The 16,951-nt window shown below is 75.1% G+C and carries 18 protein-coding genes; 8 read left to right on the top strand and 10 right to left on the bottom strand.

The genetic code is table 11. The features are described from left to right. Positions 1 to 179: 179 nt before the first annotated feature. Complete coding sequence (locus tag ACIQ87_RS20990; protein WP_402408775.1) at positions 180 to 1,184, top strand: glycosyltransferase family 2 protein; 1,005 nt, start codon at positions 180 to 182, stop codon at positions 1,182 to 1,184. 1 nt (position 1,185) lies between these two features. Here ACIQ87_RS20990 and ACIQ87_RS20985 read toward each other — a convergent pair whose 3' ends face one another. Beyond that, positions 1,186 to 1,815, bottom strand: coding sequence for an HIT family protein (locus tag ACIQ87_RS20985; protein ID WP_402408772.1), 630 nt, complete (start codon positions 1,813 to 1,815; stop codon positions 1,186 to 1,188). Positions 1,816 to 1,936: 121 nt separating this feature from the next. Between ACIQ87_RS20985 and ACIQ87_RS20980 the strand changes: the two genes are divergently transcribed. Next, positions 1,937 to 4,852, top strand: a complete 2,916-nt coding sequence (locus tag ACIQ87_RS20980) for an FAD-binding and (Fe-S)-binding domain-containing protein (protein WP_402408769.1) — start codon at positions 1,937 to 1,939, stop codon at positions 4,850 to 4,852. Here the strand turns inward: ACIQ87_RS20980 and ACIQ87_RS20975 are convergent. The 4 genes from ACIQ87_RS20975 to ACIQ87_RS20960 all read right to left on the bottom strand — a co-directional run bounded on the left by ACIQ87_RS20975 (position 4,849) and on the right by ACIQ87_RS20960 (position 7,282). Further along, positions 4,849 to 5,352 (bottom strand): hypothetical protein, encoded by a 504-nt coding sequence (locus tag ACIQ87_RS20975; protein WP_402408767.1) that lies wholly within the window; start codon positions 5,350 to 5,352, stop codon positions 4,849 to 4,851. The two genes, ACIQ87_RS20980 and ACIQ87_RS20975, sit on opposite strands and share 4 nt — an antisense overlap. Positions 5,353 to 5,394: 42 nt before the next feature. Further along, positions 5,395 to 5,688, bottom strand: coding sequence for a hypothetical protein (locus ACIQ87_RS20970; protein ID WP_402408765.1), 294 nt, complete (start codon positions 5,686 to 5,688; stop codon positions 5,395 to 5,397). A gap of 49 nt (positions 5,689 to 5,737) precedes the next feature. Further along, positions 5,738 to 6,187, bottom strand: a complete 450-nt coding sequence (locus ACIQ87_RS20965; RefSeq protein ID WP_402408762.1) for a CBS domain-containing protein — start codon at positions 6,185 to 6,187, stop codon at positions 5,738 to 5,740. Positions 6,188 to 6,289: 102 nt separating this feature from the next. Further along, positions 6,290 to 7,282, bottom strand: a complete 993-nt coding sequence (locus ACIQ87_RS20960; RefSeq protein ID WP_402408759.1) for a slipin family protein — start codon at positions 7,280 to 7,282, stop codon at positions 6,290 to 6,292. Between the two features lie 158 nt (positions 7,283 to 7,440). Between ACIQ87_RS20960 and ACIQ87_RS20955 the strand changes: the two genes are divergently transcribed. Further along, positions 7,441 to 8,229, top strand: a complete 789-nt coding sequence (locus ACIQ87_RS20955) for a uracil-DNA glycosylase (RefSeq protein WP_402408756.1) — start codon at positions 7,441 to 7,443, stop codon at positions 8,227 to 8,229. 130 nt (positions 8,230 to 8,359) lie between these two features. Here the strand turns inward: ACIQ87_RS20955 and ACIQ87_RS20950 are convergent, their stop codons facing one another. Beyond that, complete coding sequence (locus ACIQ87_RS20950; RefSeq protein ID WP_402408754.1) at positions 8,360 to 9,238, bottom strand: CHAD domain-containing protein; 879 nt, start codon at positions 9,236 to 9,238, stop codon at positions 8,360 to 8,362. A gap of 225 nt (positions 9,239 to 9,463) precedes the next feature. On the opposite strand from ACIQ87_RS20950, the gene ACIQ87_RS20945 reads away from it, so the two are divergent. The 3 genes from ACIQ87_RS20945 to ACIQ87_RS20935 all read left to right on the top strand — a co-directional run bounded on the left by ACIQ87_RS20945 (position 9,464) and on the right by ACIQ87_RS20935 (position 11,834). Next, complete coding sequence (locus tag ACIQ87_RS20945; RefSeq protein WP_402408751.1) at positions 9,464 to 10,138, top strand: hypothetical protein; 675 nt, start codon at positions 9,464 to 9,466, stop codon at positions 10,136 to 10,138. A 152-nt stretch (positions 10,139 to 10,290) separates the two neighbouring features. Beyond that, positions 10,291 to 11,094 carry a DsbA family protein gene (locus ACIQ87_RS20940; RefSeq protein ID WP_392879898.1) on the top strand — a complete coding sequence of 268 codons (804 nt, stop codon included), beginning with the start codon at positions 10,291 to 10,293 and terminating at the stop codon, positions 11,092 to 11,094. Between the two features lie 89 nt (positions 11,095 to 11,183). Then, positions 11,184 to 11,834 carry a vitamin K epoxide reductase family protein gene (locus tag ACIQ87_RS20935; RefSeq protein WP_402408748.1) on the top strand — a complete coding sequence of 217 codons (651 nt, stop codon included), beginning with the start codon at positions 11,184 to 11,186 and terminating at the stop codon, positions 11,832 to 11,834. A gap of 7 nt (positions 11,835 to 11,841) precedes the next feature. On the opposite strand, the gene ACIQ87_RS20930 is transcribed toward ACIQ87_RS20935, so the two are convergent. The 4 genes from ACIQ87_RS20930 to ACIQ87_RS20915 form a co-directional block, all read right to left on the bottom strand. Further along, the gene (locus ACIQ87_RS20930) at positions 11,842 to 12,342 is read right to left on the bottom strand and encodes an NUDIX domain-containing protein (protein WP_402408746.1); all 501 of its coding nucleotides are present in this window, start codon (positions 12,340 to 12,342) and stop codon (positions 11,842 to 11,844) included. 144 nt (positions 12,343 to 12,486) lie between these two features. After that, positions 12,487 to 13,575 carry a serine hydrolase domain-containing protein gene (locus tag ACIQ87_RS20925; protein WP_402408743.1) on the bottom strand — a complete coding sequence of 363 codons (1,089 nt, stop codon included), beginning with the start codon at positions 13,573 to 13,575 and terminating at the stop codon, positions 12,487 to 12,489. Positions 13,576 to 13,628: 53 nt separating this feature from the next. Then, a complete protein-coding gene (locus ACIQ87_RS20920; RefSeq protein ID WP_402408740.1) occupies positions 13,629 to 14,144 on the bottom strand; it encodes a GNAT family N-acetyltransferase in 516 nt (171 codons plus the stop codon). A 24-nt stretch (positions 14,145 to 14,168) separates the two neighbouring features. Next, the gene (locus tag ACIQ87_RS20915) at positions 14,169 to 14,585 is read right to left on the bottom strand and encodes an ankyrin repeat domain-containing protein (RefSeq protein ID WP_402408738.1); all 417 of its coding nucleotides are present in this window, start codon (positions 14,583 to 14,585) and stop codon (positions 14,169 to 14,171) included. A 396-nt stretch (positions 14,586 to 14,981) separates the two neighbouring features. On the opposite strand from ACIQ87_RS20915, the gene ACIQ87_RS20910 reads away from it, so the two are divergent. Further along, the gene (locus ACIQ87_RS20910) at positions 14,982 to 15,176 is read left to right on the top strand and encodes a hypothetical protein (RefSeq protein ID WP_049660046.1); all 195 of its coding nucleotides are present in this window, start codon (positions 14,982 to 14,984) and stop codon (positions 15,174 to 15,176) included. Positions 15,177 to 15,276: 100 nt separating this feature from the next. Further along, positions 15,277 to 16,890: a hypothetical protein gene (locus ACIQ87_RS20905; RefSeq protein WP_402408735.1), complete on the top strand. Its 1,614-nt coding sequence runs from the start codon at positions 15,277 to 15,279 to the stop codon at positions 16,888 to 16,890. Positions 16,891 to 16,951: the final 61 nt, after the last annotated feature.

Here is a 16,951-nt window from a genome sequence, read left to right as displayed (position 1 = left end):
CGACGCACCTCGCGTCGCGGGCCCCGGCGCACATCGCCGCAGGTCGGGACGGGCGTGGACACGTCCGGCAGGCGGCGTGAAGATATGGCGCACGCTCGTACGATTTGCCACCGATTGCTCGGAATTACGGACCGTCAGGGCTTTGCCACGGTCCGCAGGCCCACTTACGCTCCGGCGTCATGCCCTCCCCCCTGATCAGCGTCGTGGTCCCCGCCTACGACCAGCACGGACAGCTCGCCGACTGCCTGGACTCGCTGCTCGCCCAGTCCCTGGCCGACATCGAGGTGATCGTGGTTGCCGACCGCTCCCCCGAGACCGCGGGTGGGCTCGCCGATGCTTACGCCGCCCGGCACCCGCGGGTGTCGGTGCTGCACCTGAACGCGGCGGTCGGGGTCGGGGCGAGCCGGAACGCGGGGGCGGCGCGGGCGGCCGGCGAGTACCTGCTGTTCCTGGACGCCGACCACCTGCTGCCCCGGGACGCCCTGCGGACGCTCGCCGACCGGCTCCGGCAGACCGGGCCGGTGGACGTGCTGCTGTTCGGCCACTCCCGCCGCCACCAGGACCGGGACTGGCCGGGCGGGGCCGAGGCGCTGCTCGCCGAGGCCGGCCCCGAGCCGTTCGCGCCCTTCGACCGGCCCGAGCTGTTCGGCGCGCCGCCGCTGATCTGGGACCGGCTGGTCCGCCGCGGCCACTGGGCCGAGCTGGGCCTGGCCTTCCCGCCCGGCCGCTACGAGGAGGTCCCGGTGGCGCACGCGGCGCTGCTCGGCGCCCGGAGCGCCGCCGTGCTGGCCCGCGAGTGCGTCCAGCTGCGCCGCCGGGAGACCGTCCACCCGGCGGGCGGGCCCGGCAGCAGCGTCTTCGACCTGTTCGAGCAGTACGAGCGCAGCTTCGCCCTGCTGGAGGACCAGCCGCACCTGTACGCGGTGCGCGACGCGTTGTTCGTCCGGATGATCCGGCACTACCTGTTCGTCTTCGACCTGGCCGGCTGCGTCCCCCGCGCCGAGCGGCCCCAGTTCTTCCACCGCGCCGCCGAGCACCACCGGCGCTTCCAGCCGCCCGGCCACCGCCGGCCCGGCGGCCGCGAGGGGATCAAGTTCTCGCTGCTGGCGGGCGGCGCCTACCCGGCGTTCGAGGTCGCCAAGCTCTCCCACATCGCGCGCGGCACGCTCACCGGGCGCAAGTAGCTCAGCGGGCGTGCGCGGTGCCGCCCCCGGCGGCCATCGCCACCGCGATCCGGCGGGCCCGCTCGGCCCGCACCCCGGCGGGCTGCGGCGGCAGCACGTCCATCCACAGGGGCAGGGTCGAGCCGCGCAGCTGGGCCACTCCCTCGGGGCGGGCGAGCAGCCACAGGTGCAGGTGCGCGGAACCGTCGCCCCAGCGGTTCACGTGGACCCGGCCGACGCCGCCGAGCGACCGTACCGCCCGCTCCACCCTCTGCAGCATCGGGCCCAGCTGCGCGGACAGTTCGGCCGGCAGGTCCAGCAGGTCGTGGTGGGCGCGCGGCCAGAGGAGCAGGGTGGCGGGCAGGCCGTCCGGCTCGTCGGTGGTGCCGAGCCGCCAGTGCTCGTCCGTCCACAGGAAGTCGGCGTCCGGGCGGGCGCAGTCCGGGCAGCTCTCCGGGCCGTCCTCGCCGTTGCGGGGCGGCTCGGGCAGCTCGGGCGCGCGGAGCTGCCGGACGGTCAGCTCGCCCTCGTACGGGAAGATCTCCCAGGACGGCGCACCGTCCGCGGGGAAGGGCAGCGGCTCGCCGATCGGGAGGTGGGCGAGGTAGGCCTCGGGGCCGGCCGGGTCAACGGGCGTGGGTTCGTCGATCATGACCGCCGAGGGTGCCACATGACACCCCGTCGGCGGTACCCCCGTCGTGCCCGGTACCGGTCCGGCCGGGTGCCTGCGATCATCGGCGGAGCCGTCGCCGCACCCGCCCGGGAGGTCCCTGGTGAGCCGTCCGTCCGCCGTACCCGGGGCCGCGCTGGCCCGTGAGCTGGCCGCCGTGCTGCGCGGCGAGGTCCGTTTCGGCGCCGCCGAGCGCACCGTCTACAGCCAGGACGCCTCCAACTACCGGCAGTTGCCACTGGGCGTGGTCAAACCCGCCGACCTCGACGACGTGCGCACGGCGCTGGCGCTGTGCCGCGAGCACCGGGTGCCGGTGGTGGCGCGCGGGGCCGGGACCAGCATCGGCGGGCAGGCGATCGGCCCGGGCGCGGTGGTGCTGGACTTCCGCCGTCACCTCGGCTCGGTGCTGGAGCTCGACCCGCGGGCCCGCACCGCGCGTGTCCAGCCCGGCACCGTGCTGGACGACCTCCAGCGCGCCGCCAGACCGTACGGGCTGCGCTTCGGCCCCGACCCGTCGACGCACAGCCGCTGCACCATCGGCGGCATGATCGGCAACGACTCCTGCGGCTCGCACTCGCTCGCCTGGGGGCGCACCGCCGACAACGTCGAGCGGCTGGAGCTGCTGCTCGCGGACGGCACCGAGCTGACCGTCGGCGGGCGGCTCACCCCCCGGGAGCGCGCCGCGCTCGCCGCGCGACCCGGAAGGGTCGGTCAACTCCACACCGAGCTACAGGAGTTCACCGACCGCAACCTCGCCGTCATCCGGCAGGGCATGCCGCAGCTGCCCCGCCGGACTTCCGGCTACCCGCTGGACGCGCTGCTGCCCGAGCACGGCCACGACCTGGCCCGGGCGCTCACCGGCACCGAGGGCACCTGCGCGCTGCTGCTCGGCGCCACCGTCCGGCTGGTCGAGGACCCGCCCGCGCGAGCCCTGGTGGTGGCCGGCTACCCCGACGAGGGCGCCGCCGCCGACGCCGTCCCGGCGCTGCTGCCCCACGGCCCGCTGACCGCCGAGGGCATGGCGGCCGACCTGATCGCCGCGCTGCTCGCCGCCGGGCCCCGCCCGCCCGCGCTGGACCGGCTCCCGGCCGGCGAGTGCTGGCTGTTCCTGGAGACCGGCGGCGACACCCCGCTGGCCGCCTACCAGGCCGCCCGCCGACTCGCCGACGCGGTGCGCCGCGAACGCTCGGCCACCGTCGCACTGATCACCGACCCGGTCGAGCAGCGCCAGCTGTGGGCCGTCCGGGAGGCCGGCGCGGGGATCGTCACCCGGCTGCCCGGAGGCGGCCAGGCCTGGCCCGGCTGGGAGGACTCCGCCGTCCCGCCCGAGCGGCTCGGCGACTACCTCAGGGACCTGCGCGCCCTGCTGCGCCGGCACAGTCTGCACGGTGTCCCGTACGGGCACTTCGGCGACGGCTGCGTGCACCTGCGGATCGACTTCCCGCTGGACGAGCCCCAAGGAGTGCTGGTCTTCCGGGAGTTCCTGGAGCAGGCGGCCGATCTGGCGGTCTCGTACGGTGGTTCGCTCTCCGGCGAGCACGGCGACGGGCAGGCCAGGGCGGAGCTGCTGCCGCGCATGTACCCGCCCGAAATCATCGGCCTGTTCGGCGAGTTCAAGCGGATCTGGGACCCGGAGAACCTGCTCAACCCGGGCGCCCTGGTCGATCCCCGCCCACTCGACGCGGACCTGCGCTTCGTCACCGCCCCGCGCCGCACGCTGCCGCTGGCGCTCCCGTACGAGCAGGACGGCGGCAGCCTGGTCAAGGCGGTGCACCGCTGCGTGGGCGTGGCCAAGTGCGTGGCCCCGGGCAGCGGGGTGATGTGCCCGAGCTACCTGGCCACCGGCGAGGAGCGGCACTCCACCCGGGGGCGGGCCCGGCTGCTCGCCGAGATGCTGCGCGGGATGGGGGCACCTCCCGGCCGCCAGGCCGGGGGAGCCCTCCCGGACGGCTGGCGCTCGCCGGAGGTCCGCGAAGCGCTGGACCTCTGCCTGAGCTGCAAGGGCTGCGCGAGCGACTGCCCGGTGCACGTCGACATGGCGACCTACAAGTCCGAGTTCCTGCACCAGCACTACCGGCACCGGCCGCGCCCGCTCGCGCACTACTCGATGGGCTGGCTGCCGCTCTGGCTGCGGGCCGTCGCGCTCGCGCCCGGGGCCGCCAACACGCTCGCCCGCTCCCGGGCCGGCGGGCTGCTCAAGCGGCTCGGCGGGATCGACCGGCGCCGGGTGCTGCCGGTCTTCCCGCCGGAGACCTTCACCGCGTGGTACCGGCGGCACCGCGCCGAGCACACGGTCCCGGCGGGCGCCCGGCCGGTGCTGCTGTGGCCGGACACCTTCTCCGAGCACCTCCAGCCGAACGTGCCGCGCTCGGCCGTCGAGGTCCTGGAGCATCTCGGCTTCGACGTCCGACTGCCCTCGGGCCCGGTCTGCTGCGGGCTCACCTGGTACTCCACCGGACAACTCGGCACCGCCCGACGGGTGCTGCGGCGCAGCCTGCGGACGCTGGACGGAGCCGGGCTCCCGGCCGACACCCCCGTGGTCGGCCTGGACCCGAGCTGCACCGCGACACTGCGCGAGGACCTGCCCCGGCTGCTCGGCGCGGAGGGCCGCCCGCTCGCCGACCGCACCCGTACCTTCGCCGAGTTCCTCGACGAGCACGCCCCCGACGCCCCGCTCCCCCGGATCCGGCTGGACGCCCTCACCCAGACCCACTGCCACCAGCACGCGGTGCTCGGCAGTGCCGCCGACCGCCGGGTGGAGGCCCGGCTCGGACTGAACAACCGGGTGCTGGACGCCGGTTGTTGTGGACTGGCGGGCAACTTCGGCTTCGAGCAAGGGCACTTCGAGGTGTCCGAGGCGATCGCGGAGCGGGTGCTGCTGCCCGAGGTCCGCGCCGCCGGGCCGGAGACGGTCGTCCTGGCGGACGGCTTCAGCTGCCGCACCCAGATCGCCCAACTCGCCGACGGGCGGCAGGCCCTGCATCTGGCGGAGCTGATCGCCCGGGAGCTGCGCCGCTAACCCGCGTGCGCGGCGAGGAAGGCCCCGGCGTGCGCCGCGGCCTCCTCCCGGGTCCGGTGGCCGGTGTCCGCCTCGCCGGCCGCGCCGTCGGCGCCGCTGGCGGTCCAGCGCCAGCCGTCGGAACCCTCCACCAACTCGGCTTCACCACCGAAGAGTTCCAGCGGCCCCGGCCGCTTCGCCGGACGGCTGACGGCCTCCGGCCACTTCTTCCGGGCACCCTGCCGGGTGATGCCCCAGACGGCGCCGAGCTGCTCGTAGCCGGCACCGTAGGAGCCCGCGGTGGCGGCCGCACCCGCGGTGAGCCGCTTGACCTCGGCGTCCACCAGCTTCCAGGCGGAAAGCACGGAGAGGGCCACCTCGACCGGCTCGGCGCCCCACATCCGCTCCGCGGGCAGGCCGGTCGCGCGGGCACGCACGGCGGCGGCGAGGGGGTCGAGGGCATCGAGAAGGGCCTTGGCCAGCTCGGCCCGTTCCTCATGGGTGATCTCCGCGATCGTCATGGCGACAACTTTAGTTACCAGATCCGAGTTTGACAACAAAAGTTACCGGCGAAGCCGATCCCCGAGTGACGGCTTCGAGTCCCGCCGCTCCGGCGCGAACGGGATCCCCGAGGAGAGCCCCCGCCGACCGACCGTCAGAGCCTCCCCCAGGAAGCCCACGCCGATCGACAGCTGGACCGGCCGGGCGTCCGCAGCCAGGCCGAAGTGCGCGGCGAGCGCGGCGAAGCCGGCCATCAGGGCCAGCGACAGCGCCGCGACGAGGAAGGTCCACCCGGTGTAGCGCTGGCGACCGTGGCCCCGCCCCGGCGGGGGCGGGGCCACGGCCCACGTGCGCACGACGGCGTCAGCCCCGGGCGGTCAGCCCTGGGCAGTCACCTCCGGGCGGTCACCCCTGGGACGCCCCCGCGGGCGCCTCCTCCGCGCAGACCGCCGCCACGAACTCGGCGACCCGCGCCTGCGGCAGACCGCGCGCGATGTCCGCCTCGCTGATCATGCCGACCAGCTTGTGCTCCGGGTGGTTGATCACCGGCAGCCGGCGCACCTGGTACTGCTCCATCACCCTCAGCACCTGGTCGCAGTCCTCGTCCGCCTCCACCGTCATCGGCCGCCCCTGCGCCAGTTCGCCCGCCGTCACCGACGCCGGGTCCCGGCCCTCGGCGACGCAGCGCAGCACGATGTCCCGGTCGGTCAAGATCCCCACCAGCTTGTCGCCCGGCCCGCAGATGGGCAGGGCGCCCACATGGCGTTCCCGCATGATCCGGGCGGCTGCCGCGAGCGTCTCGTGCTCGCGGATGCACTCCGCGCCCGGGTGCATGATGTCACTGGCTATGGTCATGGTCCGCCTCCTGACCTGGCTTCCCTTCCCTCGTCCATCGTGGTCCGGGTGGATGGCCGACGCCACCGGGGCCGTCCCGCCCGTCCAGCCCGGGCGGCGTACTCAGCCCTCTCCGCCCGGCCCGCCGGCCTCGTCCGGCTCGACCCGACCGTCCGGCGGCTCCGTACGGTTCAGCGGCGAGCGGTCCAGCACCTCCTCCAGCGGCGGGAGTTCGTGCCGGGTCTGGTCCGGTTCGAGCTCCTCCTCCGGGACCTCGCCGCTCTCCACCGCCTCCTCCGCGGCCTTCGCCCCGGCCGCGGCCGCGGCGGCCGTGAGCAGGTTCCGCTGCTGGACCTCCGTCGCGCTGTCCAGGAAGCGCAGCAGCTCCACCGGGAAGGGCAGCACCAGCGTCGAGTTCTTCTCCGCGGCCACCTCCACCACGGTCTGCAACAGCCGCAGTTGGAGCGCGGTCGGGGTCGCGCTCATCACCGCCGCGGCCTCCGACAGCCGCTCCGAGGCCTGGTACTCGCCGTCCGCGGTGATGATCCGGGCCCGCCGCTCCCGCTCGGCCTCCGCCTGCCGGGCGATCGAGCGCTTCATCGACTCCGGCAGCGCGACGTCCTTGATCTCCACCCGGTCGATCTCGATGCCCCAGCCCAGCGCCGGGCTGTCGATCATCAACTCCAGCCCCTGGTTGATCGGTTCCCGGTTGGCCAGCAGGTCGTCCAGCTCGCTCTTGCCGATGATCGAGCGCAGTGAGGTCTGCGCGACCTGGGAGATCGCGAAGTTGTAGTCCTGCACGTTCACGGTGGCCTTCACCGGGTCCACCACCCGGAAGTAGACCACCGCGTCCACCCGCACGGTCACGTTGTCCCGGGTGATGCCCTCCTGCGCCGGGATCGGCATCGTCACGATCTGCACGTTCACCCTGCGCAACCGGTCCGCGATCGGCATCAGCGCGACCAGCCCGGGCTCGCGCACCTCGTCGCGCACCTTCCCGAAGCGGAACACCACGCCCTTCTGGAACTGCTGGACGACCCTGATGCTCAGGCTCGCCCAGATCGCCCCCAGCCCGGCGAGCCCCGCGAGGGCGCCCAGCACCGAATCGACGATCATCGCGGCCTCCTTGCGGCCTGCGCGCACACCGGGCGCGTCCGGCCGCCGCCGACCCGGACCGGCCGGGGACCGCCGGAGCAACTGATTCCACGCTACGCCTGCCCGGCCGGAGCCGGAACGAACGTCCCCCGGCCTCCGGGGACCCTAGGATCCTGTCCATGCCGACCGTGGCCGCGCCCTCCTCCCCCGCCGACGACCCCGACGACCCCCGGCACCCCGCCGAGGCGGCCGCCCGGGCCGGCACGCTCGCCGCACTGGACCGCGTCGTCACCGGCTGCCGGGCCTGCCCACGCCTGGTCGAGTGGCGCGAGGAGACCGCCCGCACCAAGCGCCGCGCCTACCAGGACTGGGACTACTGGGCCCGCCCCGTCCCCGGCTTCGGCCCGCCGGACGCCCCGCTCGTCCTGGTCGGCCTCGCCCCCGCCGCCCACGGCGCCAACCGCACCGGCCGGATCTTCACCGGCGACCCCTCCGGCGACCTGCTCTACGCCGCCCTGTACGAGCTCGGGTTCGCCAACCGCCCCGAGTCCGTCCGCCACGGCGACGGACTGGAGCTGTCCGGCGTCCGGATCACCGACCCGGTCCGCTGCGCCCCACCGGACAACAAGCCCAGCACCGCCGAACGCGACACCTGCCGGCCCTGGATCAGCCGGGAGCTGGAGCTGATGCGCCCCACCGTGCGCACCGTCGTCGCCCTCGGCGGCTTCGCCTGGCAGGCGATGCTGCCGGTGATCGCGGACGCCGGCTGGCAGGTCCCGCGGCCCCGCCCCGCCTTCGGCCACGCCGCCCTGGCCACCTTCCCGGCCCGCGACGGCGGCCCGGAGCTGCGGATGTACGGCTGCTACCACGTGAGCCCCCGCAACACGAACACCGGTCGGCTGACCACCACGATGCTCCGCGACCTGCTGCGCGAGGCGGCCCGCTCGGCCGGGCTCGACCCCCGGTAGCCCCGACCGCCGCCGAGCCCGCGGGTACGCCCCCGCGCCGACCGGCCACGACACCGCGAGGCCCGCCTGTGCCGCGGGGCACGCCTGTGCTGCGGGGCCCGCCTGTGCCGCGGGGCACGCCGCCCGGGCGCTAGCCGAACCGGGCCAGCTTGCGCTTGCCCGCCCGCCGCCAGACGTCCGGCAGCCGTCGCCGGGCGGCCTCCTGGGTGGCCAGCTGGCGGCCGTACAGGACCCCGTAGCCGAACGGCTCGCCGCCGGCCTCCGCGTGGTCGGCGAGCGTGCCGGCGGCGACCACCGCGTCCTGGTGCTCGCCCAGGACGTCCTGGACGGCCTTCATCCGCCGCGCGTAGCGCTCGGCCCGGGCGCCGATCGCCGCGGCGGCGGTCTCGCCGGCGTAGCGGGCGCGCTTGGCCGCCTTGCGGGCCTCGTGGAGGGCGACGGCCCGGTCCGCGGGGGCGGCGGCGAGGGCGGTGCGGACGCGCTTCGCGGTGCGGTGCTGCTCGCGGGCGGCGATCCGGGAGAGCTCCGGGACGGCGCCGCGGGCGGCGCGCGGTCGCAGCGGCGGGTCGGCGAGCAGGGTGGCGAGGGCCTCGCCGAGGGCCCGGCGGCGGGGGCTGTCGAGGGCGGCGACCACCTCGGGCCACACCTCGCGGTACTCGGCCCGGCCCCACCGCTCCAGCGCGGCGGCGACCCGCTGCGGCTCGCAGTCGGCGGGCAGCTCGCGGGCCTCGGCGGCCAGGCGTTCGGCCAGCACCTCGCGGTCCCGCGCCGCGCCGAGGGCGGCGGTGAGCCAGCGCAGGTCGGCGACCAGCTCGTCGGTGGCACCCGGGGTGAACAGCCGTCGGAAGGTCCGCAGGGCGCTGCGCAGCCGGCGGCAGGCGACCCGCATCCGGTGCACGGCGTCCGGCTCGTCCGCCCGGACGGCGTCGTCCAGGCCGGCCAGCTCCGCCGTCTGCGCCTTGATGCGGGCCAGCAGCACCTCCCCCACCGTGGGATCGGGTCTCGCCATGCGCGCTCGCCCCCTCGTCGGGTCAGCGGGAACGTCTTCCAGGCTAATCCGCGGACGGCCGCTGTCGACCGGGCGGCAACCCGGCGGGTGGCCCGGGGCCGACCTCGTGGGCAGCCTCACGGCCGACCTCACGGCCGACCTCGCAGGCTACTGAGCGCGCGTCAGCCGCACCAGGGACCTACGGGCCCTCGTGCCGGGCACGGACCCCATGACATACTCCGGAGCGTGACGACCTCCTCCCCCACGACCAGGGCCCTGCGGGCCGCGGTGTTCACCGCGCTCGCCGTGCCCATGGCCGCGCTGGGCCAGGTCGTCATCACGGGCCGCCCGCTGCCGCTGACGCTGGTGGCCTCGGCCGGTGCCGTCGTCTTCCTGGTCGCCGCCGTGCTGGCCGGCGGGGAGCGGCGGATGCTGCACATCTCCGGCGTGATGGTGCCGGTCGAGCTGCTGCTCAACACCACGTTCAACCTGGGCCAGGCCGGCTGTTCGCCGGTGCTGACCGGTCAGGTGCCCGCACGCGGGGTGAACCTGCTGGTCTGTGGCGGCGGTTCGGTGGACGGCTCACTGCTGGCGGGCCCGCTGGGCCACGCCGGGCAGCTGGCCCCCGCCGCGACCCAGCTGCTGCTCCTGCTGGTGCACGTGGTGATCGCCCTGGCCGCCTCGGCCTGGCTGCGGATGGGCGACGCCGCCCTGTCGGGCCTGGCCCGGGCGCTGTGCGCACTGCGCCAGTCGCTGGCCGCCCCGCTGCGTGCCCTGGTCGTCCTGCTGGTCCCGGCGCCGGTGCGTCCGGTGCTGCGGGTGCCGCTGCCGGAGTCGGACCGTGCCCGGCCGCGTCGCGAGGACGTGGTGCTGAGCCCGGCGCCCCGGCGCGGCCCGCCCGCCTTCGCGCCTGCCTGCTGATCACCTCTTCCCGCTGATCGCCCCCGTACCCGGCCGGACGGCCCCGGTACGCCCGCAGGCAGTGCGCACGACTCCCGCGTTCACCGACCCCGCCGCACCCGGTGCGGCTCCCCGCGCGCACCCGCGCGCCGCGTACAGGAGTTGACTTCCCCATGTCGCAGGACAAGAACAAGAAGCGCGTCAGTGCCCGTGAGCGGATCCAGGAGGCGCAGCGCCGCGAGAAGCAGGCCGCCAAGCGCCGTCAGCGGATCGTGGTGACGGTCTCCGCCGTCGTCGTCCTGGCCCTCGCGGGCGGTGTGGCCGTCGCGATCGGCTCGGCCTCGGACAAGAACGACAAGTCCTCCGCGGCCGCCTCGGCTCCGCTGGTCGTGCCCGCCAACGCCTCCGGCCCGAACGGCACGGTGATCACCTACGGCAAGGCGGACGCCCCGCACACCATGGAGATCTACGAGGACTTCCGCTGCCCGGTCTGCAAGCACTTCGAGGCGGCGAACGGCGAGACCGTCAAGAAGCTCACCGAGGACGGCCAGATCAAGGTGAACTTCCACCTGGCGGCCTTCCTGGACAAGAACCTCGGCGGCAAGGGCTCGCGCACCGCGCTGGCCGCCGTCGGCGCCGCTCTGAACGAGGGCGTGGACCAGTTCAAGGCGTTCCACGACGTGCTGTACGCCAACCAGCCGGACGAGCGTGAGGACGGCTTCGGCGACGTCAACCACATCCTGGACCTGGCCGGCCAGGTGCCGGGCCTGAAGACGGACGCCTTCGTGAAGGCGGTCACCGACCGGACCTACGCCCCGTGGGCGGCCAAGGTCTCCGACGCGTTCAACGACAGCGGGGTGACCGGCACGCCGACCGTCAAGGTCGACGGCAAGCAGATCAACCTGTTCGCCGGCAACGCCTCGGTCTCGCCCGAGCAGTTCACCGCGCAGGTGAAGCAGGCCGCCGGCCTCCAGTAGGCCGCGGCCCCGCACGTACGGCACCACCCGGCCCGGCCGAACTCCCGGCCGGGCCGGCTCCTCCCAGCCAGTCACCGGAGTGTGCTGCCATGTCCGCCGCTACCACCGTGCACCCGCCCCGCTCCACCCCCGACGACACCGGCCGGGCCCCGGTCGCCGCCGGCCGGGCCTACGCCTTCCTGCTGTTCCTCGGCGGGCTGGTCGGGCTGGCCGCCTCGGCCGTCCTGACCTTCGACAAGCTCCGTCTCCTGGAGAACCCCTCCTACGTCCCCAACTGCAACATCAACCCGATCATCAGTTGCGGTTCGGTGATGCGCACCGAGCAGGCGGAGGTCTTCGGCTTCCCGAACCCGCTGCTCGGGCTGGCCGCCTTCGGCGCGCTGGCGGCGATCGGCGCGGGGCTGCTCGCCGGTGCCGCGTACCGGCGCTGGTTCTGGCTGGGGCTGAACGCGGGCACCGCGGTGGGCGTGGTGTTCGCGCACTGGCTGATCTACCAGGCGCTGTACGACATCGGCGCGCTCTGCCCGTACTGCATGGTGGTGTGGGCGACGGTGGTCGTGCTGTTCTGGTACACCACGCTGCACAACCTGCGCTCGGGCGTGATTCCGGTGGGCCCGGGGCTGCGGGCGGCCGTCCGGGAGGCGGCCCGATACCACTGGGCGCTGCCGGTGCTGTGGGCGGCGGTGATCGCGCTGCTGATCCTCAACCGGTTCTGGTACTACTGGAGCACCCTCCTCTGACCGGCCCTCACCCGACGTACCCGTGCGAGTGCAGCAGCGCGGCGGCGCCGGTCCGCCGGGCCTCCAGGGCCCCGGTGAGCCGGCGCGCCGCACCGGGCTGCAGCAGGACGGCCGCCTGGGCCGGGGTGAAGTACCCGTGGTCGGCGATCTCGTCGGCCTGGGCCCGGATCACCGTGCCGGCCGCGACCGTTCCGCCGTCGAACATGAACTGCACGGCGGGGTGGGCGTGTTCGCCCTGGTCGGGGATCGCGTCGCGCCACTCCACGACGAGCAGCCGCAGCGGACCGGCCAACAGCCCCGTCTCCTCGTACAGTTCGCGGGCCGCGCACTCGGCGGGCCCCTCCCCCGGGTCCATCCCGCCACCGGGGAACTGCCACTGGTCTCGGTAACTGGCCTTCAGCAGCAGGACCTTGCCCGCCTCGTCGGTGAGCAGCACGCTGCACCCGACGTAGGCGCGCACCAGCCCGGCGAGCCACTCCTGCTCCGAGAGTGCCCAGGTGTCCGTCATCGCGCCTCCTCCGCCGACCGCCGCCCTCGGGGACAATCTGCCGCAATCCCCTTCCACGAAACGGCGGTTCGCCCCGGATCCACCCGAATGAGTGCCGCCGGCTTGCCTCTGCCGCCCGTCTCTGCCGCCCGTCTCTGCCGCGCGTCAGCCGAAGACGGCCCGCCGGAAGGCGTTGCGCAGTTCGGTGAGCCGCTCGATGTCCCGGTCGTAGTGCACCTTGTTGGTGAGCAGCAGGGCCCAGCGGCCGAGCCGCCGGGAGACCCAGAAGCCGGTGCCGGTGAAGCCGTAGTGGACGAAGGTGCCCTCGGCCGGGTCGGTGCCGGGGGCGTACAGCCAGGACAGGCCGCGGGCGGGGAGCAGGCCGCCGGTCTGCTCGCGCAGCGACTCGTCGATCCACGCCCCGCCCCAGCGGAGCCCGGGCGGCGGGGCGAGCACCGCGGTGAGGAAGCGGGCGAGGTCGCGGGCGGTGGAGAAGGCCCCGGCGTTGCCGGAGACCCCGCCGAGCAGCCGGGCGGAGGGGTCGTGGACGACGCCGCACAGGGGGGCGCCGACCGCCTCCTCGTACTCGGTGGGCGCGGTCCGGGCGGTGAGCGTCGCGTCGAGCGGGCCGTAGCGGGTGTCGGCCATGCCGAGCGGCACCCAGGCCAGGCGCGCGGCGAGCTCGTCCAGCGGCGCGCCGCCGAGGTCCTCCACCAGGTGGGTGAGCAGGACGGCGGCCCGGTCGGTGTACTCGACGACCGTGCCCGGCGTGCGGTGCAGCGGCGCGGCGAGGACCCCGGCCCGGATCGCCGCGTACTCCCGCCCGTAGAGCTGCTCGAAGCGGGTGTACGGAAGCATTCCCGCGGTGTGGGCGAGGAGCTGACGGGCCGTCACGGCCCCGGTGGGGCGCCCGGCGGCCGGTGGCCACCAGTGGCCGAGCGGTTCGTCCAGCGGGAGCCGGCCGGACTGCCACAGCACCCCGGCGCAGGGCCAGAGCGCGACGACCTTGGTGAGGCTGGCGAGGTCGTACAGCGTGTCCGGCCCGGGCCGCAGCCGCGCGTACGGGCCCTGCCCGAGCACCCCGTGAGCACCCCCGCCGAGCGTGCCGCCGGCGTCGCCGACGGCCCAGACGGCGCCCGCCCCGACGGTGCGGGCGCCGTCCCCGACCAGCCGGTCCAGCTCCCCGCCGGGCGCGGCCAGGCCGGGGAGCCGGTCCGCTCCGGGCGCCTCGGGTCCAGGTGCTCGCTGACTCATCCGTCCCCCTTCTCGGCCCGGGCCGACGGAAGCCTTCCCCGTGCGGCGGGGACTCAGACCGCCGGAGTCAGCTCCTTGCCGAGGCAGATGCTCTGCGGGTGGTCCTTGTAGATGCCGAACTTCCGGATCGCGGCGTAGCCCTCGGACTGGTAGAGCGCGACGGCCTCGGGCTGCTCGGTGCCGGTCTCCAGGATGAAGCGGACCCGCCCGGCCTCGATCGCGGTCCGCTCCAGGCGACGCAGCACCGCGCGGGCCAGGCCGCGGCCGCGGGCCTCGGGGATCACGAACATCCGCTTCACCTCGGCGTCACCGTCGCGCAGGTCGTCCGGGCCGGCCTGCTTGGCCCGCCAGCCGCCGCAGGCGACCGGGCGGCCGTCCAGGTAGGCGGTCATGAACAGCCCGGCCGGCGCCTCGAAGTCCTCGGGGCGCATGACGGTCTGGTCCGGGTCGCCGTAGCGGCGCACGTACTCCTGCTGCACCTCCGCCGACAGGGCCTGGGCGTCGGGGTGGGCGTAGCCGGTGATGCGGAACTCGACGGTGCCGATGTCCCGGGTGGTGCTGGTGCTCATGGTCGAAGAGCCTACGGTCCCCACTCAGCCGACCTCGAATCGGGCGACCAGGTCGTCCTTGCCGAACATCCGCGCGGTGTCCACGGCGCTCGGGGCGCCGGCCCGCGGGTCGGCGCCGCTGGCCAGCAGGACGTCGAGCACGTCCGTGGCGCCCTTGAAGACGGCGCCGGCCAGCGGGGTCTGGCCGTGGTCGTTGGCGCGGTTCGGGTCGGCGCCGTGCCGGAGCAGCTCCGCCACGGTGGCGGCGTGGCCGTGGTAGGCGGCGAGCATGAGCAGGGTGTCGCCGCGGCCGTTGGTCAGATCGGCCGGGGCGCCGGCGTCCAGGTAGGCGGACAGGGTGTCGGTCTCCCCGGCCCGGGCGGCGTCGAAGAGCTTCCCGGCGAGCGCGATCACCTCGGCGTCGGGGGCGTCGGCGGGCTGCTGGCTGGCGGCGTCGGTCATGACGGGCGGCCTTTCCGGTCGGGTCGTCGGGCGGTTCGGGGCTGCGCCCAGGGCACGGTAACGGCCGGCGCCGGAGCGGACCAGCGGGCATCCGGAATCCGGATGAAGGCCCGCGACCGCCACGACACGCGGCCGCGCGCGTTGCGCAGCCATTCGAGCGAACTTCCCGGACCCCCCGGAAACTTCCCACCCGCCGCCCGGGAATGCCTCGGCACACCGAATCCCCGCGACGCCCGGCCCCCACCCCGGCCGGTTCGCATACCGCCACCCGGTCGTCGGAACGGTATTGAACGGCAGAACCACCCATTTGCACCGTTCCATCATCTATTACTTTTTGTCACGATTGGTGCACTTTCCGTGACACCCCCGCTTGTCCCCCTTCCTGAGGAGCGGAACGTGATCCTCTCGATTTCCGGCATCGTCCTGTTCGGCACCATCGCCTTTCTCTTCTTCCGCAGAGACGGACTAAAGGTCTCCCACGCCATCGTCTGCGCCCTCTTCGGCTTCTACATCGCCGGCTCCTCGATCGCGCCGAGCATCACCGCGGGCGGCGCCAGCCTCGCCAGCCTGCTCAGCGGCATCAGGTTCTAGCCCTTTCCCCTCCCGGCCCGGGCGCGGATCCCACCGCCCCGGGCCCCGTCGTTCCCCACCCTCGCCACCCCTCCCGTCCCACCGCCCGGGGAGTCAAGGAATGCCGCTCCACCGCAACTTCAGCAAGGGCCGCGCGATGGCCCGGACCGCCGGGGACCACGCCTCCGACATGTTCGCCCCGCTCTCCGTCATCGGCCGCGGCCTGCGCCACCACGTCGACTGGGCCAAGGCCCGCTGGCAGGACACCCCGAAGGAGCGCCGCGGCCCGACGCTGTTCCTGACCGCCGCCCTGCTGATCGGCGTCTACCTGCTGCCGCACGGCCTGCTGTTCGCCCTGATCGCCCTGATGGCCAGCGCCGCCTGGGCCGGCCGGGGCCCCAGGGCGGCGCCCGCGCCGCCCGCACCGGACGTCGCCGACGTCAAGCTCGCGGCCCTCTACGCGGCGCTCACCCCGTACCTGTGCGGCCCCGAGGACGCCAACCCGCTGTACCACTTCGCGGGCAGCCACAAGAACGCCTTCAGCGCGTGGGAGTTCGACGGCGAGGGCCGGCTCGCCCGGCTGGACATGAGCTACCCGGCCTACTTCACCGACACCGAGCCGACCGCCCGGGCCCGGATCGAGCAGGTGGTCCAGGGGAAGGCCGGCCGGGCCCGCGAGTACCGCTTCGACTGGGACGAGGAGTCCAACCGGCTGCGGATCGCCGCGCTCGCCCCGCTGCCCGCCGACATCGCCGCCCAGCGCTTCGTGGCCGCGCCCGGCGAGATCGTGCTGGGCTTCACGGACGAGGACGGCACCGCCCGGACCATCCCGGTCACCCGGGGCGGCGCGACCGTCCAGCAGCCGCCGGTGGTCTGGCGCACCGGCCCGCGCTCCTCCGAGCCGCACCTGCTGGTGCTCGGGGTCGCCGGCTACGGCACCTCCAGCCTGCTGCGCTCGGTCGCGCTCCAGGCCCTGCCGTACGCCGACCTGGTGGTGGTCGACGGCGCGGGCACCGGCGAGCACGCCTGCCTGGTGAACCGGCCCGGTGTGTACACCGTGGAGACCAGCCTGCACGGCGCGCTGGCCGCCCTGGACTGGGCCGTCGGCGAGACCGAGCGCCGGCTGGCCGCGCTCAACGCCGCCCGGCACTCGGGCAGCGCCCCGCCCGAGGACGTCACCCGGCCGCTGTGGCTGCTGCTGGACCACCCGACCGAGCTGAGCGAGCTCGCCCGGGCCGAGGGCCACCCCGACCCGCAGGAGCTCCTGGAGCTCCCGCTGCGGCACGGCCGGGCCGCCCGGGTCACCGTGGTGGTCGCCGACGACCTCGACGCCAGGGACCGGATCACCGCCACCGTCCGCGCCACCACCCGGGCCCGGGTGGTGCTCGGCCCGGCCGGCCCCGACGAGGCGCACGACGCGCTGGGCGCGCCACTGGACATCGCACCCGCCGCCCACGCCCCGATCGGCCGCGGCTACGCCCGGATCGGCAACGGCGCCCCCGTCCGGCTCCAGGTGCCCGCCACCGTCGACCCGCTGGACGACGAAGCCCCGGCCCCGCTGCGGGACGCGGTGATCGCCCTGCTGCCGCACCGGGACACCCATACCGGGGCCGCCGCCGTGCCGCCCCGCCCGGAGCACCCGCCGACGGTCCCCGCGGCCGACCCGACCGCCGCGGCCCACCCGGTCGAGCTGGCCAAGGGCGAGCCGATGATCCGCTCACGGCCGATCTCCTGACCGCCGGGCCGGCCCGCCCCCGGAGCCGGCTCTCCGGCCTCCACCCGGGGGGCGGCCCTCG

It is taken from the genome of Kitasatospora sp. NPDC096204, assembly GCF_044763205.1.
Taxonomy (GTDB): Bacteria; Actinomycetota; Actinomycetes; order Streptomycetales; family Streptomycetaceae; genus Kitasatospora.
The sequence above is the reverse complement of the archived record's forward strand: the minus strand, read 5'-3'. Positions and strand labels throughout refer to the sequence as shown.

Bases quoted from the DNA above. Each gene is read 5' to 3' on its own strand.
- ACIQ87_RS20955 (WP_402408756.1), top strand. From the start codon at position 7,441: ATGCCGACCGTGGCCGCGCCCTCCTCCCCCGCCGACGACCCCGACGAC.
- ACIQ87_RS20925 (WP_402408743.1), bottom strand. From the start codon at position 13,575: ATGAGTCAGCGAGCACCTGGACCCGAGGCGCCCGGAGCGGACCGGCTC.
- ACIQ87_RS20960 (WP_402408759.1), bottom strand. From the start codon at position 7,282: ATGATCGTCGATTCGGTGCTGGGCGCCCTCGCGGGGCTCGCCGGGCTG.
- ACIQ87_RS20905 (WP_402408735.1), top strand. From the start codon at position 15,277: ATGCCGCTCCACCGCAACTTCAGCAAGGGCCGCGCGATGGCCCGGACC.
- ACIQ87_RS20985 (WP_402408772.1), bottom strand. From the start codon at position 1,815: ATGATCGACGAACCCACGCCCGTTGACCCGGCCGGCCCCGAGGCCTAC.
- ACIQ87_RS20990 (WP_402408775.1), top strand. From the start codon at position 180: ATGCCCTCCCCCCTGATCAGCGTCGTGGTCCCCGCCTACGACCAGCAC.
- ACIQ87_RS20975 (WP_402408767.1), bottom strand. From the start codon at position 5,352: ATGACGATCGCGGAGATCACCCATGAGGAACGGGCCGAGCTGGCCAAG.
- ACIQ87_RS20920 (WP_402408740.1), bottom strand. From the start codon at position 14,144: ATGAGCACCAGCACCACCCGGGACATCGGCACCGTCGAGTTCCGCATC.
- ACIQ87_RS20965 (WP_402408762.1), bottom strand. From the start codon at position 6,187: ATGACCATAGCCAGTGACATCATGCACCCGGGCGCGGAGTGCATCCGC.
- ACIQ87_RS20915 (WP_402408738.1), bottom strand. From the start codon at position 14,585: ATGACCGACGCCGCCAGCCAGCAGCCCGCCGACGCCCCCGACGCCGAG.
- ACIQ87_RS20950 (WP_402408754.1), bottom strand. From the start codon at position 9,238: ATGGCGAGACCCGATCCCACGGTGGGGGAGGTGCTGCTGGCCCGCATC.
- ACIQ87_RS20940 (WP_392879898.1), top strand. From the start codon at position 10,291: ATGTCGCAGGACAAGAACAAGAAGCGCGTCAGTGCCCGTGAGCGGATC.
- ACIQ87_RS20935 (WP_402408748.1), top strand. From the start codon at position 11,184: ATGTCCGCCGCTACCACCGTGCACCCGCCCCGCTCCACCCCCGACGAC.
- ACIQ87_RS20930 (WP_402408746.1), bottom strand. From the start codon at position 12,342: ATGACGGACACCTGGGCACTCTCGGAGCAGGAGTGGCTCGCCGGGCTG.